The 24,865-nt window shown below is 45.5% G+C and carries 20 protein-coding genes; 17 read left to right on the forward strand and 3 right to left on the reverse strand.

Annotated elements, in window-relative coordinates:
- Window positions 1-2 precede the first annotated feature (2 nt).
- Genes cobA through B5G00_RS14860 form a run of 4 tightly spaced genes read left to right on the forward strand, consistent with a single transcriptional unit; the run spans window position 3 to window position 5,480 of the window.
- Window positions 3-1,514 (forward strand): uroporphyrinogen-III C-methyltransferase, encoded by a 1,512-nt coding sequence (gene cobA / locus B5G00_RS14845; RefSeq protein WP_087274180.1) that lies wholly within the window; start codon window positions 3-5, stop codon window positions 1,512-1,514.
- A gap of 3 nt (window positions 1,515-1,517) precedes the next feature.
- Entirely contained in the window at window positions 1,518-2,504 is a 987-nt protein-coding gene (gene hemB, locus B5G00_RS14850; RefSeq protein WP_164496700.1) for a porphobilinogen synthase, read from the forward strand.
- Window positions 2,504-3,775 carry a glutamate-1-semialdehyde 2,1-aminomutase gene (gene hemL / locus B5G00_RS14855; RefSeq protein WP_087274131.1) on the forward strand — a complete coding sequence of 424 codons (1,272 nt, stop codon included), beginning with the start codon at window positions 2,504-2,506 and terminating at the stop codon, window positions 3,773-3,775. Before hemB ends, hemL begins: the two co-directional genes overlap by 1 nt.
- A gap of 7 nt (window positions 3,776-3,782) precedes the next feature.
- Complete coding sequence (locus B5G00_RS14860) at window positions 3,783-5,480, forward strand: MutS-related protein (RefSeq protein ID WP_087274133.1); 1,698 nt, start codon at window positions 3,783-3,785, stop codon at window positions 5,478-5,480.
- Window positions 5,481-6,016: 536 nt separating this feature from the next.
- Here B5G00_RS14860 and B5G00_RS14865 read toward each other — a convergent pair.
- Window positions 6,017-6,259 (reverse strand): chorion class high-cysteine HCB protein 13, encoded by a 243-nt coding sequence (locus B5G00_RS14865; RefSeq protein WP_087274134.1) that lies wholly within the window; start codon window positions 6,257-6,259, stop codon window positions 6,017-6,019.
- 70 nt (window positions 6,260-6,329) lie between these two features.
- The gene (locus B5G00_RS14870; protein WP_242971378.1) at window positions 6,330-8,036 is read right to left on the reverse strand and encodes a S8 family peptidase; all 1,707 of its coding nucleotides are present in this window, start codon (window positions 8,034-8,036) and stop codon (window positions 6,330-6,332) included.
- Window positions 8,037-8,152: 116 nt separating this feature from the next.
- Between B5G00_RS14870 and B5G00_RS14875 the strand changes: the two genes are divergently transcribed.
- From B5G00_RS14875 to B5G00_RS14890, 4 genes are all read left to right on the forward strand, one after another.
- Window positions 8,153-8,983 (forward strand): S8 family peptidase, encoded by an 831-nt coding sequence (locus B5G00_RS14875; protein ID WP_087274187.1) that lies wholly within the window; start codon window positions 8,153-8,155, stop codon window positions 8,981-8,983.
- A gap of 133 nt (window positions 8,984-9,116) precedes the next feature.
- A complete protein-coding gene (locus B5G00_RS14880) occupies window positions 9,117-10,508 on the forward strand; it encodes a 2-isopropylmalate synthase (protein ID WP_087274136.1) in 1,392 nt (463 codons plus the stop codon).
- Between the two features lie 15 nt (window positions 10,509-10,523).
- Entirely contained in the window at window positions 10,524-11,189 is a 666-nt protein-coding gene (locus tag B5G00_RS14885; protein ID WP_087274138.1) for a GntR family transcriptional regulator, read from the forward strand.
- A gap of 29 nt (window positions 11,190-11,218) precedes the next feature.
- On the forward strand, window positions 11,219-12,421 hold the full coding sequence (locus tag B5G00_RS14890) for an NADP-dependent isocitrate dehydrogenase (protein WP_087274140.1): 1,203 nt from the start codon (window positions 11,219-11,221) through the stop codon (window positions 12,419-12,421).
- A gap of 55 nt (window positions 12,422-12,476) precedes the next feature.
- Here B5G00_RS14890 and B5G00_RS14895 read toward each other — a convergent pair whose 3' ends face one another.
- Window positions 12,477-14,387: an ABC-F family ATP-binding cassette domain-containing protein gene (locus B5G00_RS14895; protein ID WP_087274142.1), complete on the reverse strand. Its 1,911-nt coding sequence runs from the start codon at window positions 14,385-14,387 to the stop codon at window positions 12,477-12,479.
- A gap of 161 nt (window positions 14,388-14,548) precedes the next feature.
- Between B5G00_RS14895 and B5G00_RS14900 the strand changes: the two genes are divergently transcribed.
- From B5G00_RS14900 to B5G00_RS14940, 9 genes are all read left to right on the forward strand, one after another.
- On the forward strand, window positions 14,549-15,199 hold the full coding sequence (locus tag B5G00_RS14900) for a redox-sensing transcriptional repressor Rex (protein WP_087274144.1): 651 nt from the start codon (window positions 14,549-14,551) through the stop codon (window positions 15,197-15,199).
- Between the two features lie 105 nt (window positions 15,200-15,304).
- The gene (locus B5G00_RS14905) at window positions 15,305-16,792 is read left to right on the forward strand and encodes an NAD(P)H-hydrate dehydratase (protein WP_087274146.1); all 1,488 of its coding nucleotides are present in this window, start codon (window positions 15,305-15,307) and stop codon (window positions 16,790-16,792) included.
- 15 nt (window positions 16,793-16,807) lie between these two features.
- Window positions 16,808-17,956, forward strand: coding sequence for an alanine racemase (gene alr / locus B5G00_RS14910; protein WP_087274148.1), 1,149 nt, complete (start codon window positions 16,808-16,810; stop codon window positions 17,954-17,956).
- A gap of 101 nt (window positions 17,957-18,057) precedes the next feature.
- Entirely contained in the window at window positions 18,058-18,405 is a 348-nt protein-coding gene (locus B5G00_RS14915) for a type II toxin-antitoxin system PemK/MazF family toxin (RefSeq protein ID WP_087274189.1), read from the forward strand.
- 124 nt (window positions 18,406-18,529) lie between these two features.
- The gene (locus tag B5G00_RS14920) at window positions 18,530-19,924 is read left to right on the forward strand and encodes a hemolysin family protein (RefSeq protein WP_087274150.1); all 1,395 of its coding nucleotides are present in this window, start codon (window positions 18,530-18,532) and stop codon (window positions 19,922-19,924) included.
- The gene (locus B5G00_RS14925; RefSeq protein WP_087274152.1) at window positions 19,894-20,625 is read left to right on the forward strand and encodes a YebC/PmpR family DNA-binding transcriptional regulator; all 732 of its coding nucleotides are present in this window, start codon (window positions 19,894-19,896) and stop codon (window positions 20,623-20,625) included. Before B5G00_RS14920 ends, B5G00_RS14925 begins: the two co-directional genes overlap by 31 nt.
- A 53-nt stretch (window positions 20,626-20,678) precedes the next feature.
- The gene (locus tag B5G00_RS14930; protein ID WP_087274154.1) at window positions 20,679-21,377 is read left to right on the forward strand and encodes a ClpP family protease; all 699 of its coding nucleotides are present in this window, start codon (window positions 20,679-20,681) and stop codon (window positions 21,375-21,377) included.
- Window positions 21,378-21,426: 49 nt separating this feature from the next.
- A complete protein-coding gene (locus tag B5G00_RS14935) occupies window positions 21,427-22,305 on the forward strand; it encodes an undecaprenyl-diphosphate phosphatase (RefSeq protein ID WP_087274156.1) in 879 nt (292 codons plus the stop codon).
- 34 nt (window positions 22,306-22,339) lie between these two features.
- Window positions 22,340-24,862, forward strand: a complete 2,523-nt coding sequence (locus B5G00_RS14940; protein ID WP_087274158.1) for an FtsK/SpoIIIE family DNA translocase — start codon at window positions 22,340-22,342, stop codon at window positions 24,860-24,862.
- Window positions 24,863-24,865: the final 3 nt, after the last annotated feature.

A 24,865-nucleotide genomic window follows, 5' to 3' on the forward strand; every position in this document is an offset into this window, starting at 1 on the left:
ATATGAGTACAGGAAAGGTCTGGCTGGTAGGCGCCGGCCCGGGAGATCCGGGCCTGTTTACCGTAAAAGGCAGAGAAATCTTACAGAACGCAGAGGTGGTAGTCTATGACAGCCTGGTTGGACAGGGAGTCTTATCCCAGATTCCAAAAGAGGCAAAAGCCATCAATGTGGGAAAACGGGCTTCTCATCACACTATGCCCCAGGAGAAGATCAATCAGGTCCTGGTAGAAGAGGCAAAGAAAGGCTGCCGTGTGGTGCGTCTGAAGGGAGGGGATCCTTTCCTTTTCGGAAGAGGAGGAGAGGAGCTGGAGCTTCTGACAAAGGAGCAGATTCCCTATGAGGTGGTGCCGGGAGTAACTTCCCCTATTGCAGTGCCTGCCTATAACGGCATCCCTGTGACTCACCGGGACTATACTTCTTCCCTTCATATTATCACCGGTCATAAACGCCAGGGAGAAGCCTACGATATTGATTTTAAGGCACTGGTGGACACCAAAGGCACCCTCGTTTTTCTCATGGGAGTTACAGCCCTTCCGGATATCTGCGCCTCTCTTCTGGAGGCAGGAATGGATCCACAGATGCCTGCGGCAGTTCTCCAGAAAGGAACGACTGCAGGGCAGAAAAGGATTGTTTCCACAGTGGCGGAACTGCCGGAAGAAGTAAAGCGGCAGGGAGTGGAAACTCCGGCGATCATTGTGGTAGGAAAGGTCTGCGCTCTGGCAGAGGAATTTGCCTGGTATGAAAAGCTTCCGCTGGCCGGTTATAAAGTATTGGTGACCAGACCAAAAGATCTGATCTCCACCATGTCTGCCAAGCTTCGGACACTGGGTGCGGAAGTTCTGGAACTGCCTGCTATACGGACAGAGCCCCTGGAAGACCAGAGAGAACTGCATCAGGCCTTTAAAGAGCTGGATACTTATGACTGGGCTGCATTTACCAGTCCTACAGGAGTGAAGGTCTTCTTTGAAGAACTGCTGAAGACCGGAACAGATATCAGAAAGCTGGGAGGAATCCGGATTGCCGCTATCGGCAAAGGCACCGAGAAAGCTTTGAAAGAGAGAGGCCTGATCCCGGATCTGATTCCGGAAATCTATGACGGAGCTTCCCTTGGAAAAGCCCTGCGAGATGCCTGCTGCGGGGAAGAGCGGATTTTGATCCCTCGCGCTAAGATTGGAAATCATGAAATCCTGGAGGAGCTGGAAAAGAAACCGGGCCTTCGGATCTCAGATATCGCCACTTATGATACTTTTTATGAAAATCAGGAAATCATAGATGAGAAAAAAGAATTTGAACAGGGCGGGATAGACTGTGCGGTATTCACCAGCGCCTCTACAGTAAGAGGATTTGCAGCGGCCTGCCCGGATCTGGATTATACAAAGGTCACAGCGGCCTGTATTGGAAAACAGACAAAAGCAGCGGCAGACTCCTATGGAATGAAGACCTATATGGCCGAAAAAGCTACCATAGACAGTGTGCTGGAGCTGGTAATAAGATTAAAGGAAAAGGAGTGTTGACAAATGGACATGGGGATCAGACCCAGAAGACTCAGAGGGGGAGAAAGTTTAAGAAAAATGGTAAGAGAGACCAGAATGGATAAAAGCTCTCTGATCTACCCCATCTTTGTAAGAGAGGGAGAGAATCTGAAAGAAGAAATCGCTACTATGCCTGGGCAGTACCGGTACAGCCTGGACCGGCTTCCGGAAAAACTGGAGGAATTAAAAAAAGCAGGAGTAGATAAGGTAATGTTTTTCGGTATTCCTGACCACAAAGACGAGGTCGGAAGCCAGGCATATGCAGAGGATGGAATTGTTCAGAAGGCTCTTCGGAAAGCGAGAGAAGAATTTCAGGATGAGCTATATCTGATCACCGATGTATGTATGTGTGAGTATACTTCCCATGGACACTGCGGCATCCTCTGTGGACATGAAGTGGACAATGACAAAACCCTGGAATATCTGGCCCAGACAGCTCTTTCTCATGCAGAGGCTGGAGCGGATATGGTAGCGCCCTCTGATATGATGGACGGAAGAGTCCGGGCTATCCGCACCATCCTGGATAAGAACGGCTACCGGGATATTCCCATTATGTCTTATGCAGTGAAATATGCCTCTGCCTTTTACGGACCTTTCCGTGATGCAGCAGGTTCTGCCCCGGCTTTCGGCGACAGAAAGAGCTATCAGATGGACTTCCATAACCGAAGAGAAGCTATTAAAGAAGCTCTTCTGGATGTAGAAGAGGGAGCGGATATTATCATGGTAAAACCGGCAATGAATTATCTGGACATTATCCGGGAGGTAAAAGACCAGATCCATCTTCCGGTGGCATCTTATTCCGTCAGCGGAGAGTACGCTATGGTCAAGGCAGGAGCAAAGCTGGGATACATAGAGGAGGACCGGATCATCTGTGAGATGGCAGTCAGCGCTTTCAGAGCAGGAACAGATATTTATTTAACTTATTTTGCAGAAGAAATCGCAAAATTCTTAGACGAAGGGAGAATCGGATAATGACAAGATCAGAAGAGCTGTTTCAGAGAGCAGTGAAAAGAATCCCGGGAGGAGTAAACAGCCCGGTACGAGCCTTTGGTTCTGTAGATGAGGCTCCCAGATTTATCCAGGGAGCTGTGGGAAGCAAGATTTTTGATGTGGACGGAAACGCTTATACAGATTATATCGGTTCCTGGGGTCCTATGATCCTGGGGCATAATGATGAGCGGATAAAAGAAGCGGTGATCCGTGCCAGCGAGAACGGATTAAGTTTTGGCTGCGCTACAGAGCGGGAAGTAGAGATGGCAGAGTTTATCTGCCAGCGGATCCCTCATGTGGAAATGATCCGTATGGTGAATTCCGGTACAGAAGCAGTTATGAGCGCTATCCGCACGGCCAGAGGCTATACCGGTAAGAATAAGATTATTAAGTTCGCCGGCTGCTACCATGGTCATACGGACGCCATGCTGGTAAGTGCAGGAAGCGGCGTGATGACCAGCGGCGTACCGGACAGTGCCGGTGTGCCAAAAGGCTGTACCCAGGATACAATGATCGCAGTGTATAATGATCTTGATAGCGTAGAAAAATTAATGGCAGAAAGCCAGGATCAGGTGGCAGCAGTGATTGTAGAGCCGGTGGCCGCCAATATGGGTGTGGTTCCTCCTGAAGACGGTTTTCTTCAGGGTCTGAGAGATCTGTGTGACAAGCATAAAGCCCTGCTGATCTTTGATGAGGTGATTACCGGTTTCCGCTTAAGATTCGGGGGCGCGGCAGAATACTACGGAGTGACGCCTGACATGGTTACTTATGGAAAGATCATCGGCGCAGGCATGCCTGTGGGAGCCTACGGCGGAAGAAAAGAGATCATGGAAATGGTGGCCCCCAGCGGTCCGGTCTATCAGGCAGGTACTTTAAGCGGCAATCCTATCGCCATGGCAGCAGGTCTGGCTCAGCTGAAAATCCTCTGGGAGGACCAGGATATTTATAAACGTCTTTTCCAGAAAGGAGAAATCCTCTTTGAGGGAATCCGGAAGATTTTTGTGGAGAAGGAAATCGGATACCAGGTAAATGCTGTAGCTTCTCTTGGCAGTATTTTCTTTACAGAAACTCCTGTTAGGGATTACCAGTCAGCCAAGACTTCTGACACGGCGGCTTTCTCAAAATATTTTGAATATATGCTGGAGCATGGAGTTCATCTGGCGCCCTCTCAGTTTGAAGCTATTTTCCTTTCTGACGCTCATACAGAGGAAGATATCCATCAATTTTTAGAGCTTATAAACAATTATTTTTAGGTGAACTATGTATAATGATACCGTAATCGGGCTGGTAGTGATTCTTCTGTTTCTGGCAGGGGCTGGAGTCCTGAATTATTATGAAAAGGGTAAGAGGCGAAAGCTTTTTCTGGAAAGGATGATGGCTTCCTGGGGCAAGATCCCCCAGCGGGAATACAGTTATGATGAACTGGAACATATATCCCAGTTTTTCCGTAAAAGAGAAAAAGAAGGCTTTTATGTTGACGATATTACCTGGAATGACCTGGATATGGACCGGATTTTTGCTCTGATAAACCAGAGCATTTCCCCCATTGGAGATGAATACCTCTATGAGATTCTGAGAAAGCCGGTTTTTGAGGAAGAGGAATTGAAAGAGAGGCAGAGGCTTCTGGAATTTTTCTCAGAGAAAGAAATGGAGCGGCACAAGGTACAGGCTCTTCTTGCCGGAATCCGGAAACCGGGAAATGTAAGCGTTTATGAGGCTGTCAGTGTAACGAAAGAGGTAGAGATCCAGGGAAAAGGATTCCAGATAGTTATGTGCGGCGCCTTTTTCCTTTCCCTATTGTTTTTTGCAGCCATGCCTTCGCCGGGAATCTTTTGCTTCCTGGGAATCTGCATTCTGAATATTATCACGTATTTTATGCGAAAGCAGGATATTGATCTGTATCTTACCAGCTTCCGCTGTGTGATCCAGCTTCTGGAGGCACAGAAAAATCTGGAAAAACTGAAGATCCCGGAGCTTGCTTCATATATGGAAGAAGGAAAAAGATGCCGGAAAGAACTGCGGACCTTTCAGAAAGGATCCTTTCTGGTCCTGGAGCAGAGCAGTACAGGAGGAGGGATGGAAGGGCTGATCATGGACTATATCCGTATGCTTACGCACATTGACCTGATTAAGTTTTCTACCATGATGAAGGCCATGCAGGAACATCAGGAAGAAATTTTGGGTCTGATGAAGATTTTCGGATATCTGGATGCCATGATCTCCATTGCGTCTTTCAGAGTAAGTCTGCCTTACTACAGCATACCGGAACTTGAAATGGCAGGCAAAGCTTATCTAAAGGTGGAAAACCTGTACCATCCGCTGCTTTCTCATCCTGTGGCCAACAGCATAGAGGCAGAGAACGGGATTTTGGTAACTGGCTCCAACGCCTCGGGAAAATCCACTTTTCTGAAGAATATAGCGGTAAATACCATTTTGGCTCAGACTATCTATACTGTTACAGCTTCTGAATACCAGGCGCCTTATTTTAAAGTTATGACTTCCATGGCTCTTCGGGATGATCTGGAAAGGGGAGAGAGCTATTTTATCGTGGAAATACGTTCCCTGAAAAGGATTTTAGATGAGACAGAAAAAGAAGGCTGTCTTTTATGTATCATTGATGAAGTCTTAAGAGGGACAAACACGATTGAAAGGATTGGTGCATCTTCCAGGATACTGGCGGGTCTGGACAGGGAGCATGTGCTGCCCTTTGCAGCTACCCATGATATTGAGCTGTCTTATATTCTGGAGGACCTGTACGAAAACTATCATTTTGAGGAAGAAGTAAAGGAACATGAGGTAGTCTTTAATTATCTGCTGAAGAAAGGCAGAGTGACCACCAGAAATGCCATACGCCTTTTGGAAATGACGGGATATCCGGAAAACCTGTCAGAAGAGGCAAAAAAAGCAGTGGCAGATTTTGAAGAGACAGGAATCTGGGAGAAAGTACAAAAATTCTGAGACATGCTGTAAATATAGAAGAGAAAAGGCAGGAATCCACCGGAAACTGTCAGACTGTTTTCCTTGACGGAGAGGCCGGATGTTGTCATAATAGAAGATGTCAAAAGACAATGCTGTCTTTTCTTTTTACTTTTTGTTTTTATTTCTTCAATCAGCGTGTCTGCTGGAAACTCAAAGACTAAATCATCATTCGCTGTGAGAAAACAGAAGATGGGAGTGATAAAAGAAAAAAGAACCCGTTCTAAATCTGCACAGGCAGACATTTCTCGTTTATCGCAGCAGTGCATAAACGTCTGATTTATGACCATGGAAAGCACAGTCTTCGAGTTTACCATTGGGTTGGAGCTGCGGATACGCAGCTCCATTTGCACAATATGGGGGAGCTGTCGCATTAATCGAAATCGAGAATATTTATACATCTTATTGCTCAGTCTGTGCCGCTTTGAGCCTATGGTCTCAAAGCTATGCTCGACAAATTCGCATAAAATGTATAAATATTCATGACATATGATGTGACAGCCCCCTTTCCTGTTATTTTAGCAGCATCCGTTTCCGCATCCGTTGCCACATCCGCACAGGAGCAGTAAGATCAGGATCAGACAGCTAGAGTCGCTGCATCCGTCATTACCGCTGAAGGTATTGCCGTTTCCACAGCAGCAGAGTAAAAGCAGAATCCAGATGATGCAGCTGCATCCGCCGCCGAATAAGCCACGGCTCATGCCTCCTCCGCAGTTATCGTCGCAACCGCAACCACAATTTGTAGCAGCTAAATCACTCATGAATGTTTCCTCCAAAAATCTTGTTTACACTTACATACTATGCATTGGGAAAAAAAGGGTGCAAAATATTTCAGGGAGAAGACAGAGAAACAAATACCTGATACACATCTAAAAGTCCGTACCCCCATTCCCGGTTTGGATAAAGATTATCTCCCCGTCTTTGTGCTCCCCGGATGAAGAGGGATTTCATCTCCTCACTGTTAAAGATCCTGGAGGGAGTCCGATTCATACCCCATTCCATGACCAAAGCACTGGCCCCTGCGGTAATTGCAGCAGCAGCAGACGTACCGGTAATCGTGGTATAGCGCTGTCTCGGAGCAGGGGCAAAAACATTTACTCCCGGGGCAGCAATATCCGGCTTAATCTGTCCGGTCCTTGTATAACCTCGGCTGGAATTCAGATAGAGACTGTTGTTGTATGCATTGTAGGCGGCTGTTGTGATTACAGAGAGAGAAGTGCCGGGGGAGGTAATGGTGGTATCAGGATTAGGCTCCAGAAAAGTCACATCCGGATTTGAAAAACCAGTGATCGGAAGCCAGATATGATAGCTGCCGCTGTTGTAGTTTCCTGTATACACACGGATTTTCCAGGATCCGGGAGTTGGATCTGTGAAACGGATAAAAATAAGCTGGCTTCCGGAAACTGTCTGGATGATTTCAGAACTGACAAAAATTTTGGTGTTTTCCAGGATAAAAGAAATATTTTCACTGTAGCTGAGTCTGGGAGGAATCTTCTGGACCACCTCCCCTAAAGGGGATTCAAAACCAACCGCATAGACTTCCGGAGGCTGTCCCCAAAGTTCAGCGCAAAATCCCCGGGTGCCTTCCTTTACCAGAATTTCCACAGCGTTATACTCTGTAGAGTTTAGAGCAGTACCATAGTAGTGGTGAGCTCTTCCGGCTTCATTGCCTGCAGCGGATACGCCGGTAATGCCCCGGAACTGATTTGTGACAGACAGCATGGAGTCCAGTGGAGAATCCCCAGAATGAGCACCCTGGCTGGTGCCAAGCCCCAGACAGATTACCAGAGGTTTTAACAGCTCTTCCGAGAGCCGGATGAGATAACGGATGCCGGCCATGATGTCCGTCATCTGATAAGCAGGAGCGTCTCCTGTAACATAGAAAAAGGATTTTAAGTATTCCTTGGCAGGTTTCAGTTTGACAACAGCGATCATTGCCTGAGGAGCGGCTCCAGCGAAGTCATTTTCAGGAAGGGCAGTACCAGCGGCAATCCCGGCAAGAGCCGTGCCATGGCCGATTTCGTCCTGGCTGGGAACCAGAGAATAAGGATCCTCCAGTGCCAATGCCTGATTAATTTCCTGCCGGGTATAGACACTTCCATATTCCAGATCGTAGGGCGGTGTGCCGGTCTGAACCGTCTGGTCCCAGAGACCGTATATACGGCTGCTGCCGTCACTTCTTCTAAAAGCCGGATGAGTATAGTCAATTCCCGTATCGATAAATCCCAGGATAATATCCTGGCCGGTAAGTTTCAGTACCGGCTGGTTCTGTACCTGGGTAATCCCTGCTGCATCCAGATTTACCGTGTCCAAAAGTGTGTAGAGCTTGGGCACAGTGGTATAAAAAAAGCCCTCCTCAAAAAAAGCGGCAAAGGACCGCTCAGAAAGGGGATAATGGATCATCCCGTAATACTCATTAAAGACTTGTGCACCCTGTTCCCGATATTGATTGAGAAAACAGGGAAAATAAGGGACGATGACATCTGCATACTCTTCGGAAAGAATCATTTCTCGTATAGATGGCATAAAAACTCCCATGTTTTTGGCTCTTCATTCTTTTCAATCTATGAATGTTCCCTGAAAATCTTGACTGGAACCAGGGAGATTTCCCAAGAATATGATATAGAAAAACAAAGGTGTATCTGAGAAAAGTCATGAGGGAATTAAGTGGTAAGGGAATCGGAGTGGCTGTTTTAGATACAGGCGCTTTTCCTCATATAGATTTTGGCAGCAGGATCTGGGCCTTTCGAGATTATATCCATGGACGGGAACAGGCCTATGATGATAACGGACATGGCACCCATGTGCTGGGAATACTGGGCGGGAGCGGGGCTGCCTCCGGCGGGAAATACCGGGGGACAGCGTCTGGCTGCGGCCTCATTCCCATTAAAGTTTTAGATGAAAAAGGAAACGGAAATAAGGAAAAGGTTATCCAGGCACTGAAATGGATTGAAGAAAATATGGAACGCTATCATATCCGGATTGTAAATATTTCTGTAGGGACTACCCAGCGAAAAGGACATGAGGACCTGATAGAGGCTGTGGAAGAAGCCTGGGATAAAGGACTGGTGGTTGTGGCTGCAGCAGGCAATATGGGGCCGGGAAAAGGGAGCATTACAGCTCCGGGCAGCAGCCGGAAGATCATTACAGTAGGCTCCTCCGATATGCTGGTACGTAATCAGGGAATATCCGGAAGAGGCCCTACGAAAGACTGTATCAGCAAGCCGGACATTGTGGCTCCGGGAAATGAGATTATTTCCTGTTCTAATAAAAATTGTCCTTATCCCTATACCAGAAAGAGCGGTACTTCTATGTCTACCCCTGTTGTCTCCGGGGGAATTGCGCTGCTTCTGGAAAAATATCCGGAGCTTACAAATCTGGATGTAAAAAAACGGCTGAGGGCTACAGCAAAAGACCTGGGTTATCCCCACAATCTCCAGGGATGGGGGCTTTTTCAGCTGCAAAACTTTTTAGGTAGGTCATAACTTCTGGTTATGGATGCTATCAAAGTTAAAAAACTTATTGACAGGTTTTGTATAATTGTATACAATGATACAAGCAGTTCTATATAGTAGCGTATGAAACTATGATTTTTACAGAAAATGAGGAGTGAGAGAAATGATTGACAGAGCTGTACGTATGAATTATCACACGAATCTGTTGGAACTGGAGGAGCATATGTATCCTCTGGTAGATGTGGAAAAGCCCAATGTATTCCGAAACCTGTTTCCTTATACAGAGGTACCGAAGATTGCTTTTAACGACAGGATCGTCCCTCATCACATGCCCGATGATATTTGGATCACAGATACTACTTTCCGCGATGGTCAGCAGTCCAGGGCCCCCTACAGTACAGAACAGATTGTAAAGATCTATGAATATCTCCACAGACTGGGAGGACCTAACGGAAAGATCCGTCAAAGCGAATTTTTCCTCTACAGCAAAAAGGACCGGGATGCAGTATATAAATGTCTGGAAAAAGGATATAAATTTCCCGAGGTTACAAGCTGGATAAGAGCAAGCAAAAAGGATTTTGAACTGGTAAAAGATATTGGTCTGAAAGAAACAGGAATTCTGGTCAGCTGTTCTGACTATCATATTTTCTATAAAATGAAGATGACCCGCCGCCAGGCTATGGAACATTACCTCAGCGTAATCCGCGACTGCCTGGAAATTGGCATCAGTCCCAGATGCCATCTGGAGGATATTACCAGGGCAGATATCTATGGTTATGTAATTCCTTTCTGTCTGGAACTGACAAAGCTGATGGAGGAATATTCCATTCCCATTAAGGTCCGGTGCTGCGATACCATGGGGTATGGGGTAAATTATCCCGGCGCTGTGATCCCCAGATCTGTTCCGGGAATCATCTACGGCATTATGACCCATGCCGGATTTCCTTCTGAACTTATTGAGTTCCACGGCCATAACGATTTTTATAAAGCGGTAAGCAATTCTACAACAGCCTGGCTCTATGGAGCCAGTGGTGTAAACTGTTCTCTTTTCGGTATTGGAGAGCGGACAGGGAATACACCTCTTGAGGCTATGGTATTCGAGTATGCCCAGCTGAAGGGCTCTCTGGATGGAATGGACACCACAGTCATCACAGAACTGGCTGAATACTATGAAAAAGAGATTGGTTATAAGATTCCGCCCCAGACTCCTTTTGTGGGAACTGCCTTTAATGTTACAAGAGCCGGAATTCATGCAGACGGACTGTTGAAAAATGAAGAGATTTATAATATATTTGATACAGAGAAATTCCTGAACCGTCCGCCTCAGGTGGCAGTCTCCAATACTTCCGGCCTGGCAGGGATCGCCCACTGGATCAACAATCATTTCCGCCTGTCTGGCGAGAAGCAGATTGACAAGAACAGTGAGCTGGCAGTCATGGTCAAAGCCTGGGTGGACAAGCAGTACGAAGAAGGCCGTGTAACGGTACTGACCGATGATGAGCTTTTGGCCGTAATTGATGAGTGCTGCAGCCGTTTGGGAGTGAAACTGGAATAAGGACGGCGAAAGAAGATGGCAGGAGAGTCATTGAGAGAAAAAGTTTTTCAGAAACTCAGGGAAGACATTCTGAAAGGAAAATATAAAAAAGGCGATGAGCTGGTAGAGTGCACTATTGGAAAGGAACTGGGGGTGAGCAGGACCCCTGTAAGAGAGGCTGTACGGCAGCTGGCCCTGGAAGGACTGGTACAGATCATACCTAATAAAGGTGCCTTTGTCACCGGCATTTCCTCCCAGGATGTTATGGACATGTATCAGATAAGAGCCCGGCTGGAAGGGCTGTGCGCTTCTATGGCAGCCGGGAGGGCCACAAAAGAACAGCTGGAAGGTATGGAAGAGGCTATTGTCCTTTCCGATTACCATGCAGGAAAGGGCAACTATGAACAGGTCTGCCAGCAGGATGGCAGATTCCACGAACTTTTGTATGAGGCTTCTGGAAGCAGGATCCTCACCCATACCCTGGGAGATTTTCACCAGTATCTGCAGAGAGTACGTAAGGCCTCGGTGCAGTACAGAATGAGAGTGCGGCCTTCTAACAGCGAGCACAGAGAAATCCTGGAGGCTATCCGGCAGGGGAACAGTCAGGAGGCGGAAAAAGCCGCCTACGGACATATTGCCAATACCATAGAAAATCTGAAGAACTTTGACATTGAGAAGGTTCTTCGGGAAGAAATGAAGTAAAGAAAGATGGGAGAAAGGAGATTTTACCTATGGAAAAAATTAAAATGACCACACCTCTAGTGGAGATGGATGGAGATGAGATGACCAGAATCCTCTGGAAAATGATCAAAGATGAGCTGCTCCTTCCCTTTGTGGACCTGAAGACAGAATATTATGACCTGGGCCTGGAGCACAGGAATGAGACCAATGACCAGGTAACTATAGATGCGGCAGATGCTACAAAGAAATATAAGGTTGCTGTAAAATGTGCCACTATTACCCCCAATGCCGCACGTATGGATGAATATCATTTAAAAGAGATGTATAAAAGTCCAAACGGAACCATCCGTTCTATGCTGGATGGTACGGTTTTCCGGGCACCTATTGTGGTAAAAGGCATTGAGCCCTGTGTGAAGAACTGGAAGAAGCCGATTACCCTTGCCAGACATGCATACGGTGATGTATATAAAAATACAGAAATGATCATTCCAGGACCAGGAAAGGTAGAATTGGTATATACAGACCAGGAAGGAAAAGAGACCAGAGAACTGGTCCATGAATTTCAGGGGCCGGGAGTGGCTCAGGGAATGCATAACCTGGACTCTTCCATTGAAAGCTTTGCAAGAAGCTGTTTCTCCTATGCCCTGGATACAAAGCAGGATCTGTGGTTTGCCACTAAGGATACTATTTCCAAGAAGTACGACCACACCTTTAAAGATATCTTCCAGGAAATTTATGACAAAGAGTACAAAGAGAAGTTTGAGGCTGCAGGCATCACCTATTTCTATACACTGATCGATGATGCAGTAGCCAGAGTCATGAAAGCAGAAGGCGGCTTTATCTGGGCCTGCAAGAACTATGACGGCGATGTGATGAGCGACATGGTATCTTCTGCCTTTGGTTCTCTTGCCATGATGACCTCTGTACTGGTGTCTCCTCATGGATATTTTGAGTATGAGGCAGCTCATGGAACAGTTCAGCGCCACTACTACAAACACCTGAAGGGAGAAGAGACCTCTACCAACTCTGTGGCCACCATTTTTGCCTGGACAGGAGCTCTGAGAAAGAGAGGGGAGCTGGATGGAAACCAGGATCTTTGTGATTTTGCTGACAAGCTGGAGAAAGCTACTGTAGGTGTTATTGAGAGCGGAAAGATGACAAAAGATCTTGCACTGATCACCAGTCTGGAGAATCCTGTAGTGTTAAACAGCCAGGAATTTATTCAGGAGATACGCAAAGAACTGGAGAAGTAGAAATAGAAATTTCAGGAAACGGTGAAAGAAAGATTAAAAAATGGGAGAAACCTGCCTATTGGGCAAGTTCCTCCCATTTTTCATAAAGCTCCTCCAGTTTTTCGGCAATTTCTCCTTTCTCTGCGGAAAGAGGAATACACTTAGAGGGGTCTGTGGCTACTTCAGGCTTTGCAAGCTCTTCATCGATTTCTTTGTCCCGGGTTTCCAGCTCTTCAATAGCTTTTTCTGTTTTCTTAAGCTCATTTTCACGTTTTCGTATACGGGCCTGCTCCTCTTTTTTCTGCTGCCAGTCCTGCTTGGTAGAAGACATTTTTTCCAGGGGCTTCTCTTCTTGGAGCTGAGGGGCGTAGACCGAAGTCAGCTCTTCTTTTTTCTCCAGATAATAATCATAATTTCCGATATAATTCACCAGTTTCTGGTTGGTTAGTTCCAGAATCCTTGTGGCTGTCCGGTTAATAAAATAACGATCATGGGACACATAGAGGACGGTTCCCTCATAGCTTTTTAAAGCGTCTTCCAGGATTTCCTTGGAGATAATATCCAGATGGTTGGTGGGCTCGTCCAGGATCAGGAAGTTGGCCTCTGACAGCATAAGCTTTGCCAGAGAGACACGTCCCCGTTCTCCGCCGCTTAAAGCAGAGATGGGCTTGAATACATCGTCCCCTGTGAAAAGAAAAGCGGCCAGAAGATTCCGGATTTCTGTGTTGGTCAGCTTTGGATATTCATCGGAGATTTCTTCGAATACCGTTTTCTCCATATGAAGCACATGGTGCTCCTGGTCATAGTAGCCGATATGTACTTTGCTGCCCAGACGGAAGCTGCCTTCATCAGCAGGAAGAAGGCGGTTTAAAATCTTTAGAATGGTAGTCTTTCCAGTACCATTATTTCCGATAATAGCCACTTTTTCCCCTCGTTTAATGGTAAAGTTCAGGTCTTGAAACAAAGGGAGAGAGGGGAAGGATTTGGAAAGATGTTCCACCATCAGCACATCATTTCCGCTGGTGATCCTGGGTTTTAAGGAGATACGCATAGCTGCGTCTACCTCTGTAGGCTTTTCCAGAACCTCCATTTTTTCCAACATTTTTTCCCGGCTTTCTGCTCTGCGGATAGATTTTTCCCGGTTGAACTGCCGAAGCTTGGCGATAACCTCTTCCTGGTGTTTGATTTCCTGCTGCTGATTTAAATAGGCCTGATAGGCCGCCTTACGAAGCTGGGCTTTCTTTTCACTGTAGGCAGAATAATTTCCGGTAAAAACCGTAGCCTTTGTATTATCCAGCTCAACAATTTTCGTGACGACCTTATCCAGAAAGTATCGGTCATGAGATACAATGAATACAGCTCCAGGATAATTTAGAAGATAAGTTTCCAGCCAGGCGATAGAATCCATATCCAGATGGTTGGTAGGCTCGTCCAGAAGAATAATATCCGGACTGGAGAGAAGAAGTCTTCCAAGAGCTACCCGGGTTTTCTGTCCTCCAGATAGTGTGGAAACCATTTTGTCAAAATCTTTTTCTTCAAAACCCAGTCCTTTCAGCACACCTATGATCTCACTTTTGCAGGCATAGCCGTTTTCCTGTTCGAATTTCTGGGTAAGGCGGGAATAGGATTCCATGATTTTGGACAGCTCTTCTCCAGAGGCATGCTTCATTTCTTTTTCCAATGCCCGCATGTTCTGTTCTATGTCCAGGATATGCTGCTTCATTTCCAAGAGAGAGCCGTAAATAGAAAGATTCGTGTCGCTCTCCTGGTGCTGAGCCAGATAGCCGATAGTCTTTCCTCTGGACAGGATCACCTGCCCATTGTCAGCGGGAAGTTCCCCCATGATGATCCGGAGCAAAGTAGTTTTTCCTGCGCCGTTGATACCGATAAGGGCCGCTTTTTCCCGTTCCTCTATATGAAAATTTACATCCTGGAGCAGAAGCTCGCCGTCAAAGGATTTTTCAATGTTCTGACATGCAAGTATCATTTCTGTTGTCTCCTTTAGTGTTTTTTTGCAAAAGTCTGTCCCTACTATTATAGCGGAAAATCTGAATTTGACAACAGATAAAAGGAATTATAATTGACTTTAATTTAACGATTATATATAATATTAGTTAGGAATGTGTACTTTTGATAGGAGGGTTTGTCGTGGACGATAAAGGTATCTCAAAAGCAGTAATAAGAAGACTGCCCCGCTATTACAGATATTTAGGAGAACTTCTGGAAGAGGGCGTGGAGCGGATATCCTCCAATGAGCTCAGTGAGAAAATGCGGGTAACCGCTTCTCAAATCCGCCAGGACTTGAATAATTTCGGTGGTTTCGGACAGCAGGGATATGGTTATAATGTCCCGTATCTGTATGCGGAAATCGGAAAAATACTGGGGCTTGACAAGACACACCATATGATCATTATCGGTGCCGGAAATCTTGGACAGGCTCTGGCTAATTATGTAAAATTTGAAAAAAGAGGATTTAAAATTGTAGGGATTTTTGATGTAAATCCAGTGCTGAAGGGGATTTCTATTCGGGGAAATGAAATCCGTATGATGGAGGAACTTCCCCAGTTTCTGGAAACCCATGACGTTCAGATAGCAGCTCTGACACTGCCTAAGAATAACGCGGCGGAAACCGCAGATTTTCTGGTGCAGCATGGGATAAAGGCCATCTGGAATTTTGCACATCTGGATCTGGATGTGCCGGAGGATGTAATCGTAGAGAATGTACATTTGTCCGAAAGTCTTATGCGTCTCTCTTATAATCTGAACTGTTATGTATCAGAACACAAAGATAAGAAATAGGAGGAGCAAACTGCTGTAAAAGAAATTTTGCGGCAGTTTTTTCTGTAAAAATATGAAGTCTGAGAAATTTTTCAGAAGGTAAAAAAGGAAAAGGCGGTGTTACAGATGGAACTGCTGGTGACAGGAAACCAGATGAAAAAACTGGATACATTTACGATTCAGGAGATGGGGGTGCCGTCTCTTGTTCTTATGGAGCGGGCAGGACTTGCAGTATATGACGAAATGCTGAGAGAAGGATTTCCTTTAACCAGGACACTGGTTCTCTGCGGAGGAGGAAATAATGGAGCAGACGGAGTGGTCATAGCCCGCCTTCTTTTTCTGGCAGGCTATGATGTAGATGTCTGTATTTTAGGAAATCCCGGTCATTTTACAGAAGAAATGAAGAAACAGATAGATATTGGAAAAAAATATGGTATTTCCTTTGTCAAGACTTTTCTTCCCAATGAATATACTACTATAGTAGATGCTGTCCTTGGAGTGGGACTGTCCAGGGAGGTATCAGGAAAATACAAAGATGCCATCCTTCTGATTAATGATTGCCAGGGAAAGGTAGTGTCTGTGGACATCCCTTCTGGAATCAGCGCAGACACCGGAGCTGTGCTGGGCGCAGCAGTAAAAGCAGATTTGACGGTGACATTTGGATATAGAAAAGCCGGATTATGTTTTTATCCGGGAGCGGCATATGCCGGAAAGATCATTGTTGCAGACGTAGGAATATATAAAGACAAAAGAGCTGTTTTAAAGCCGGAACTTTGTGCCTGTACTTTTCAGGATCTTCAGAAACTGAAAAGGTTGCCTGAGGGAAACAAGGGAAGTTTCGGTAAGATTTTTCTTGTGGCCGGGAGCCGGAATATTTTCGGGGCAGCTTATTTAAGCGGTTATGGAGCCATGAAGACTGGAGCAGGAATGCTCAAAGTATGTACTGCAAGAGAAAACCGGCAGATGTTTTCCTGCTTTCCAGAGGCCATGCTCCAGGTATATGATGAAAATACGGATTTAGAGGCAATGATGAAAGAAGGAATGGACTGGGCAGACGTATACGGCATTGGACCGGGGATTGGAACAGGACCTCTTGCAGAAGCTCTTCTGGAAATCCTTCTTGCAAATGGGAAAAAGCCTTTGGTCATTGATGCAGATGGCATTAATCTTCTAAGAGGAAGGAAAGAGCTTCTCAAAAATTATCCGGGAGGAACCATTCTTACGCCTCATCTGGGGGAATTTTCCAGACTTACAGGAGTATCTGTTGAAGAATGGAAAAAGAATCCCATAGAGATTACAGGAAAGACAGCAGAGGAGCTTCATACAGTGCTTATATGCAAAGACGCCAGAACAGTTATCGCCGAAAATCAGGAAAAAGTCTGTATCAATCTTTCGGGAAATGACGGCATGGCTACTGCAGGCAGCGGAGACGTACTGACGGGAATTCTTCTGAGCGTACTTGCTCAGAGAAAGGGAGAACTTTTTGGGAGCGCATGTCTGGGAGTATATCTCCATGGGGTGGCCGGGGATCTGGCAGCTGAGAAAAAAGGACGTGCCGGTATGCTGGCGAAGGACATTGCCCAGGCGGCAGCCAGTATTTTAAATGAACTTTAAAGAGAGGGCAGACAGATGAGATTACCAAGCAGAATCCAGGCGGATATTAATCTGGATGCATTTACTTTTAATTTGACAAGTATTAAGCAAAATCTGAAAAAGGAAACCAAGATCATTACTGTATTGAAAGCAGACGGATATGGGCATGGGGCATTGCCTCTTGCCAGAGAAGCGGTGAAAGACTCAAGGGTCTGGGGAATCGCTGTGGCAACGGTAGAAGAGGCAGAGGAACTTTACCAGGGAGGAATCCGTAAACCTCTGCTGATCCTGGGATATACCTACGAAGAAGATTATGAGCGGATAGTCAGAGAAGATTTCCGCCCTACAGTGTTTAAACTGTCCATGGCGAAAAAACTGTCTCAGATTGCTGTAAAAAACCACAGGACGGTAAAAATCCATATAAAGGTTGATACTGGAATGAGCCGGATCGGATATAGAGACCCGGAAGAAGCAGTGCCGGAAATCCTGGAAATTTCCCGTCTTCCGGGAATAGAGATAGAAGGACTGTTTACACATTTTGCAAGAGCTGATGAAAAAGAGACGGAGCCTGCCTATGAGCAGCTGAGAAAGTATGAAAGTTTCCGGAAGACTTTAGAAGAGCAGAAGCTGCATATACCTGTTTGCCACTGTTCTAATAGTGCCGGAATCATTCGTATGCCCGAGGCAAACCTGGACGCAGTGCGTGCCGGGATCATTCTCTATGGACTTTATCCTTCAGAAGATGTGGAGAGGGAACCAGTTCCTCTGAAACCGCTGATGGAGCTGAAAAGTCATATTGCGTACATAAAAACAGTGGAGGCTGGTGTTCAGATCAGCTATGGGGGAACCTTTACTACCCAGAGGGAAACCAGGGTGGCAACGATTCCCGTAGGATATGCAGACGGCTATGCCAGAGGTCTTTCTAATAAGGGAAGCGTCTTAATACGGGGAAAGAGAGCTCCCATTCTGGGGAGAGTCTGCATGGATCAGTTTATGGTAGATGTGACAGATATTCCCCAGGCAAAAGAATTGGATGAAGTCGTGCTTCTGGGCAGAAGTGGAGAGGAACAGATTACCATGGAAGAGCTGGGTGAGCTGTCCGGCAGATTTAATTATGAGTTTGCCTGCTGCATCAGTAAAAGGGTGCCCAGGATTTATTTTAAGGACGGACAGGTGATGGAATAAAGATACCTTGGATAATACATGAATACACACAGAAAAACTGGGCAGAATTATATCAGAAGAGAGAATGAAAATCTCTCATTAAATATCGGAGTGTGAAATCTGTGGTTATCAAACGAGGTGACATTTTTTACGCTGATCTGCGTCCGGTAGTGGGCAGTGAGCAGGGAGGCGTTCGTCCTGTTCTGATCATTCAGAACGATGTAGGAAACAAACATAGCCCCACAGTAATCTGTGCGGCGATTACTTCCAGGATGAATAAAGCCAAACTGCCTACCCATATAGAGATTGATGCGTCTTCCTATGCAATTGTAAAGGATTCCGTGATCTTGCTGGAGCAGCTTCGGACTATTGACAAACGAAGACTAAAAGATAAGGTATGCCATTTAGATGCAGAAATCCTGCAGAAGGTCAATCATGCCCTGTGCATCAGCCTGGAGCTTCCTACATAATCAGTCCTTCCAGGCTTTTTCCAGGGAAATCTTGACGAACGTTAGAGAAAATGGTATTTTAATTCTGTGGGCCTTGGGCCCGGCAGTGAAAAACACAGGAAGAAAGAAGGAATAGAAAAGATTTATGGATGACAGCAGTGGCCCTTTATGGGCTCTCATATTTTTTGTCTTGTTTATTATCATTAACGGAGTGCTTTATGGATTCGGTTCTGCGGTACAGAAAGTGAGCCAGAGCGAAATAGAGAAAAGAGCAAAAGAAGATGGCGATAAAAAATCTGTCTGGCTTTTAAAAGCCATGAACCATCCGGTTCCTATTGTGAATACGATTCTCACTACGGCCACGCTTCTGAGTATTCTTACCGGATATATAGGAATCAGAGGAATCACGCCCTATGTGTATGGAGGATGCAGCCAGATTGTCAGGCTAGCCGGGATTGAAATCCCTGCCCAGGCAACTATGGTGGTCTCTGTTGTGCTTGTGGTGATTTTCGCCTTGATGCTTCTGGTGTCCTTAGGTGTGGTCTCTGCGAAAAAAATTTTTGTCAGTAACCCGGACAGGTGGGTATATCGGACAGCCGGAATCGTCCGTTTTTTTGTGAAACTTTTTTCACCGCTGACTTTTGTGATACTGAAGATTTCCAATGGTGTTGTACGCCTCTTTGGCGTGGATCCTCACCATCATGAGGACAAGGTAACAGAGGAAGAGATTATTTCTATGGTAGACGATGCCCATGAGAAAGGGGTCATTGAAGAAAATGAAGCGGAAATGATTCAAAATATCATGGAGTTTTCCGAGACAGAGGCTCAGGATATCATGACCCACAGAAAGAATATCCACGGGCTGGAGGAAAATACTACTTTGAGAGAGGCTCTGGAGTTTATGCTGGATAACAGCAATTCCAGATATCCGGTGTATAGGGAAGACATTGATAATATTGTGGGAATTCTTCATTTAAAGGATGCAATGAGACGGATGGCTGATCCAGATTACGGGGAAATGGCGATAAAATCCATTCCCGACCTTATCAGAGAGGCTTCCTATATTCCAGAGACCAGGAATATAAACGACCTGTTTAAGGCTATGCAGGCAAAGAAAATACATATGACCATTGTAGTGGATGAGTATGGACAGACAGCGGGCCTTGTAACAATGGAAGACATTCTGGAGGAAATCGTAGGAAATATTCTGGACGAATACGATGAGGAAGAACAGTTTATCCATGTGCAGACAGATGATTCTCTGATCATGGAAGGCTTTACTCCTCTGGAACAGGTAGATGAAGTTTTGGGCTCAGATTTTGACGAAGCAGATGAATTTGATACTCTTAACGGATATCTCACTTCTCTGTTAGGTCATGTACCCAATATGGAAGAGGATAAGGAGATCAAGACAAAAGGTTATCTATTCACCATTCTTGCAGTGGAGAATAATACAATACAAAAGGTACGGGTGGACAAGCTGCCCGAAGAAGAAAAAGGAGAAGAAACATGTCAGGACATTCAAAATTCGCAAACATAAAACATAAAAAGGAGAAAAATGATGCAAAAAAGGGAAAAATCTTTACAGTTATCGGACGAGAAATCGTAGTGGCTGTTAAAGAAGGGGGCCCGGACCCTGCAAATAACAGTAAACTGAGAGATGTAATCGCAAAGGCAAAAGCTAACAACATGCCTAATGATACCATTGAGAGAGGTATTAAGAAAGCAGCAGGCGATGCCAATGCAGATAATTTTGAGAAGCTTACTTACGAAGGCTATGGCCCCAGCGGTGTTGCTATTATCGTGGAGACTCTTACAGACAATAAAAACCGTACAGCAGGAAATGTTAGAAGTGCCTTTACAAAGGGAAGCGGAAATATCGGCACACCAGGCTCTGTATCTTTCATGTTCGACAAAAAAGGACAGATTATCATTGACAAAGAAGAATGTGAGATGGATGCAGACGACCTTATGATGACTGCTCTGGATGCAGGAGCTGAAGATTTTTCTGAAGAGGAAGACAGTTATGAGATCATTACCGACCCAGATGAATTCAGCAAAGTAAGAGAAGCCCTTGAGGCAGCAGGCATTCCTATGGCAGAAGCCCAGGTAGCCATGATCCCGCAGAATTATGTAACTCTTACAGACGAGCAGGATATTAAAAATCTTCAGAAAACACTGGATCTTCTTGAAGATGATGATGACGTAACAGATGTGTGGAACAACTGGGACGGAGAATAAAATCAATTAGTATACACATAATACCTCCAGAGAATGAAACTGGAGGTATTTTTATGTCTGAAGAGAAAGAAGAAAAGCTGGAGGCTGCTCAGGAGCAGGATCGACAGATACAAGAACTTGGAGCAGCCATGCTGGAAGAAAATGATAAAAAATATCACATCCAGCTGTTGACGATTATTGGGGAGGTAGAAGGACACGAGTGCCTTCCTAATAACAGTAAGACCACAAAATATGAGCATATTCTTCCAAAACTGGCGGTAATCGAAGACAGCACAGAGACAGATGGTCTTCTGATCTTACTGAATACAGTGGGAGGAGATGTGGAAGCGGGATTGGCTATTGCAGAGATGATCGCATCTCTCAGCAAGCCTACAGTTTCCCTGGTTCTGGGAGGAGGCCATTCTATAGGAGTGCCTATGGCAGTTTCAGCAGACTATTCTTTTATTGTGCCCAGCGCCACTATGGTGATCCACCCGGTACGGAGCAGCGGCATGTTTATCGGTGTTATGCAGACGTATCGGAATATGGAAAAAATTCAGGACAGGATTACCAGATTTATTGCAGACCATTCCAAGATGAAACAAGAGAGGATAGAGGAACTGATGCTGGATACTTCTCAGCTGGTCAAAGATGTAGGAACTATGTTGGAGGGAGAGGAAGCAGTCAGAGAGGGACTGATTGACGAAACCGGAGGAATCAAAGAGGCCATGGAGAAGCTCTATGAACTCATTGAAAAAAGAAAGAACATATGATAAAATAAGCTGTTGATAATAAGAAAATACAAATGAAGAGGTTAGGATAATGACGATAATTGAAGCATTGCTTCTGGGACTTGTCCAGGGAATCACAGAATTTATCCCTGTGAGCAGTTCCGGCCATCTGGCAATCATAGAAAACCTGTTAAATATTAGCCGGGAGGCAGGTCTTCCCTTTGCAGCAGCTGTCCATTTAGCTACAGTGACAGCGGTAGTGGCAGCACTGCGCAGAGAGATAAAAAAACTTCTGATGGAATTTTGCAGAAGTCTTTACGATGCATATGAGAATATAAGGACTTATTTTCATAACAGGCATGAGAAAGACGCCAGAAGGTATAAGAAGATCATTTCCAACAATTATAGAAAACTGTTTCTGCTGATCGTAATCGCAGCCATTCCCACAGCTGTAGAGGGTTTTCTTCTCCAGGATGTGGCGGAGCTGGCCAGCGGCAATCTCCTGGCACCGGGTATCGGGCTTTTTATTACAGGAATCCTGCTCCTGGTGGCTGATTTCTTCCCGAAAGGGAAAAAAATCCCAAGGGATATCAGTTATTCTACGGCTTTTGTCATAGGAATCCTTCAAGGGCTGACTGTACTGCCGGGAGTTTCCAGGCTGGGGGTTACTCTGGCTGTCTGTCTGGCCTATGGATTTCAGAGAAAGTTTGCCGTAAAGTATACATTCCTTCTGTCTGTTCCGGTGATCATCGGAGCTTTTATCCTGGAATGTATTCATCTGGCGGGAAATCCAGTGAGCCTGTCAGTATGGGCCTGTTATGGGGCAGGAGCAGTCTTTGCAGGAATTGCAGGCTATTTCTGTATTGGAAAGATGCTGAAGATCCTGCAGAATAAGAGGTTTTATGGTTTTTCTATTTACTGTTTTATCATTGGTGCAGCGGCAATTGCGGGGAGTTTTTTAATCGCATAACGTTGGACAAGACAATATCAAGGGGAGAATAAGGATGGCAGCAAAAAAAGGCGCTACAGGAAGGAAAAAAAGAAAGTCTACAGCCAGAAAAACGCAGACAAAGAAGAGACAGACAGTTGAGAACCGGACCATGGAAACAGAGATCATCCTCTGGATTGTGCTGGCGCTGTCAGTGGTTCTCCTTGTCAGCAATTTTGGCATAGGAGGAGCCGTAGGAAATGCTTTTAGCAGTTTTTTCTTCGGATTGGTAGGGGTAGTGTGCTATGCCCTTCCTTTTTTTCTGTTTTTAGGTACGGCTTTTGTAATCTCAAACAGCAGAAATCCCAGAGCCTATCGAAAGATGGCAGGATTTGCCCTGCTGTTTATTACAGTATGTATGCTTATGCAGATGATTACAGAAGGAGAAGTGCTGGAGGATAATCTGTGGAATTATTTTAATATATCAGCAGAATATAAAACTGGCGGTGGAATCCTGGGAGGAGTTCTGTGCCGCTTTTCTGTGATTGCCTTCGGGTCTGCAGGCACCTATGCGATTATTGTGGCTGCATTGATGATTTCTCTAGTATTAATTACCCAGAAATCGGTTTTCGACATGATACGAAAATTTACCATGGCTCTTTATCAGGGGGCTGCCAGAAGACAGGAAGAGCGGAAAGAAGCGGAAAAACTCCGAAGAGAGGAAGCGGAAAAGCAGGAAGAACTGGAAGAAAAACGAAAACACCGCAGAGAGAGGTCTGCCCAGGAAACTGAAAAAGTCCGAAAAGATTCCAGAAGAAGGAAAAATAAAGATGATTCTCAGGCAGAAAAACCAAGGATGCCTTTCGTGGAAGAAAGATCAGAAAAAGAGGAAAAGACGGTACTGGAAGAAGAAAAACCATTTGTTCCGGAGAAAGCTTTCCCTATCCATCGTTCAGACCGTCTGGTTCAGGACCTGGAAGAAATCGCGGCGGCTGAAGAAGAACAGGAACTCCAGAATGAAGAAGGAAAAGAGGATAAAAGCAGAAAAAATCCCAAATCTTCTCCTGAGGAAATCCGTCAGGGTGTAGATGAAGTAAAAAATCAAATAGAGACCAGAGAGACAGAAAAGAAAAAAGAATATAAATATCCTCCAGTGTCTCTTTTAAAGAAAGGGAAAAACGGCGGCGGAGATTCTAATGCCCATCTCCGGGAAACAGCGGGAAAACTCCAGGAAACCTTACATAATTTCGGCGTAAATGTGACCATTACCGACGTGAGCTGCGGCCCTACGGTAACCCGGTATGAACTGCAGCCGGAACAGGGTGTAAAAGTCAGCAAGATCGTCAGTCTGACAGATGATATTAAGCTGAATCTGGCTGCTACAGATATCCGTATCGAGGCGCCCATACCGGGTAAGGCAGCAGTGGGGATTGAGGTGCCAAATGAAAATAACAGTACGGTTATGCTTCGGGACCTTATTCAGTCTGAAGCATTTAAAAACTGTCCTTCCAAGCTGGCTTTTGCAGCAGGAAAGGATATCGGAGGCCGTCCGGTGATCGCAGATATTGCAAAGATGCCTCATCTCCTTATCGCAGGGGCTACCGGCTCCGGTAAATCTGTATGTATCAATACGATTATCGTCAGCCTTCTTTACAAAGCCTCCCCCGATGAGGTAAAATTAATTATGATAGACCCTAAAGTGGTAGAACTAAGCGCATATAACGGAATTCCTCATCTGTTTATTCCGGTTGTGACAGATCCGAAGAAAGCAGCCGGAGCCCTGAATTGGGCTGTAGCAGAGATGATGGAACGATATGATAAGTTTGCCCAGTATAATGTCAGAGATCTGAAAGGTTATAACGCCAAGGTAGAGAATCTGAAGGATATAGAGGATGAAAATAAGCCCAAGAAACTTCCTCAGATCGTTATTATCGTAGATGAGCTGGCTGACCTGATGATGGTGGCGCCAGGAGAGGTTGAGGACGCGATATGCCGTCTTGCTCAGCTTGCCAGAGCAGCAGGAATCCATCTGATCATTGCAACTCAGCGCCCTTCTGTAAATGTTATTACAGGACTGATCAAAGCCAATATGCCATCCAGGATTGCTTTTTCTGTATCTTCTGGCGTGGATTCCAGAACAATCCTGGATATGAATGGGGCAGAAAAGCTGCTGGGCAAGGGTGATATGCTGTTTTATCCTCAGGGCTATCAGAAACCGGCCAGAGTCCAGGGTGCCTTTGTATCAGACCAGGAGGTAGCTGCTGTGGTGAATTTCCTGTCATCCCAGCACCCTGAGACAGAATATGACCGGGAAATTCAGCAGAAGATTGAAGCTGCGAAGGATACAGCATCTCAAACCAGCCAGGGAGGCAGTGAAAGAGACGCTTATTTTACAGATGCAGGGAAATTTATCATTGAAAAGGACAAGGCTTCTATAGGTATGCTTCAGAGAGCTTTCAAAATCGGTTTTAACCGGGCTGCCCGGATCATGGATCAGCTGTGTGACGCAGGAGTAGTCGGCGAGGAAGAAGGTACGAAGCCCAGGAAGGTCCTGATGTCCATGGAGCAATTTGAACAATATATAGAGGAATATTTATAATAA

The organism is Blautia sp. An46 (genome assembly GCF_002161645.1).
GTDB lineage: Bacteria > Bacillota > Clostridia > Lachnospirales > Lachnospiraceae > Blautia > Blautia ornithocaccae.

What these genes read in the sequence shown, in the direction of transcription:
- B5G00_RS14925 (WP_087274152.1), top strand. Translation starts at nt 19,894, where the DNA reads ATGTCAGGACATTCAAAATTCGCAAACATAAAACATAAAAAGGAGAAA.
- B5G00_RS14930 (WP_087274154.1), top strand. Translation starts at nt 20,679, where the DNA reads ATGTCTGAAGAGAAAGAAGAAAAGCTGGAGGCTGCTCAGGAGCAGGAT.
- B5G00_RS14920 (WP_087274150.1), top strand. Translation starts at nt 18,530, where the DNA reads ATGGATGACAGCAGTGGCCCTTTATGGGCTCTCATATTTTTTGTCTTG.
- B5G00_RS14875 (WP_087274187.1), top strand. Translation starts at nt 8,153, where the DNA reads ATGAGGGAATTAAGTGGTAAGGGAATCGGAGTGGCTGTTTTAGATACA.
- B5G00_RS14940 (WP_087274158.1), top strand. Translation starts at nt 22,340, where the DNA reads ATGGCAGCAAAAAAAGGCGCTACAGGAAGGAAAAAAAGAAAGTCTACA.
- B5G00_RS14935 (WP_087274156.1), top strand. Translation starts at nt 21,427, where the DNA reads ATGACGATAATTGAAGCATTGCTTCTGGGACTTGTCCAGGGAATCACA.
- alr (WP_087274148.1), top strand. Translation starts at nt 16,808, where the DNA reads ATGAGATTACCAAGCAGAATCCAGGCGGATATTAATCTGGATGCATTT.
- B5G00_RS14860 (WP_087274133.1), top strand. Translation starts at nt 3,783, where the DNA reads ATGTATAATGATACCGTAATCGGGCTGGTAGTGATTCTTCTGTTTCTG.
- B5G00_RS14865 (WP_087274134.1), bottom strand. Translation starts at nt 6,259, where the DNA reads ATGAGTGATTTAGCTGCTACAAATTGTGGTTGCGGTTGCGACGATAAC.
- B5G00_RS14880 (WP_087274136.1), top strand. Translation starts at nt 9,117, where the DNA reads ATGATTGACAGAGCTGTACGTATGAATTATCACACGAATCTGTTGGAA.
- B5G00_RS14895 (WP_087274142.1), bottom strand. Translation starts at nt 14,387, where the DNA reads ATGATACTTGCATGTCAGAACATTGAAAAATCCTTTGACGGCGAGCTT.
- B5G00_RS14870 (WP_242971378.1), bottom strand. Translation starts at nt 8,036, where the DNA reads ATGGGAGTTTTTATGCCATCTATACGAGAAATGATTCTTTCCGAAGAG.
- hemL (WP_087274131.1), top strand. Translation starts at nt 2,504, where the DNA reads ATGACAAGATCAGAAGAGCTGTTTCAGAGAGCAGTGAAAAGAATCCCG.
- hemB (WP_164496700.1), top strand. Translation starts at nt 1,518, where the DNA reads ATGGACATGGGGATCAGACCCAGAAGACTCAGAGGGGGAGAAAGTTTA.
- B5G00_RS14890 (WP_087274140.1), top strand. Translation starts at nt 11,219, where the DNA reads ATGGAAAAAATTAAAATGACCACACCTCTAGTGGAGATGGATGGAGAT.
- B5G00_RS14905 (WP_087274146.1), top strand. Translation starts at nt 15,305, where the DNA reads ATGGAACTGCTGGTGACAGGAAACCAGATGAAAAAACTGGATACATTT.
- B5G00_RS14885 (WP_087274138.1), top strand. Translation starts at nt 10,524, where the DNA reads ATGGCAGGAGAGTCATTGAGAGAAAAAGTTTTTCAGAAACTCAGGGAA.
- cobA (WP_087274180.1), top strand. Translation starts at nt 3, where the DNA reads ATGAGTACAGGAAAGGTCTGGCTGGTAGGCGCCGGCCCGGGAGATCCG.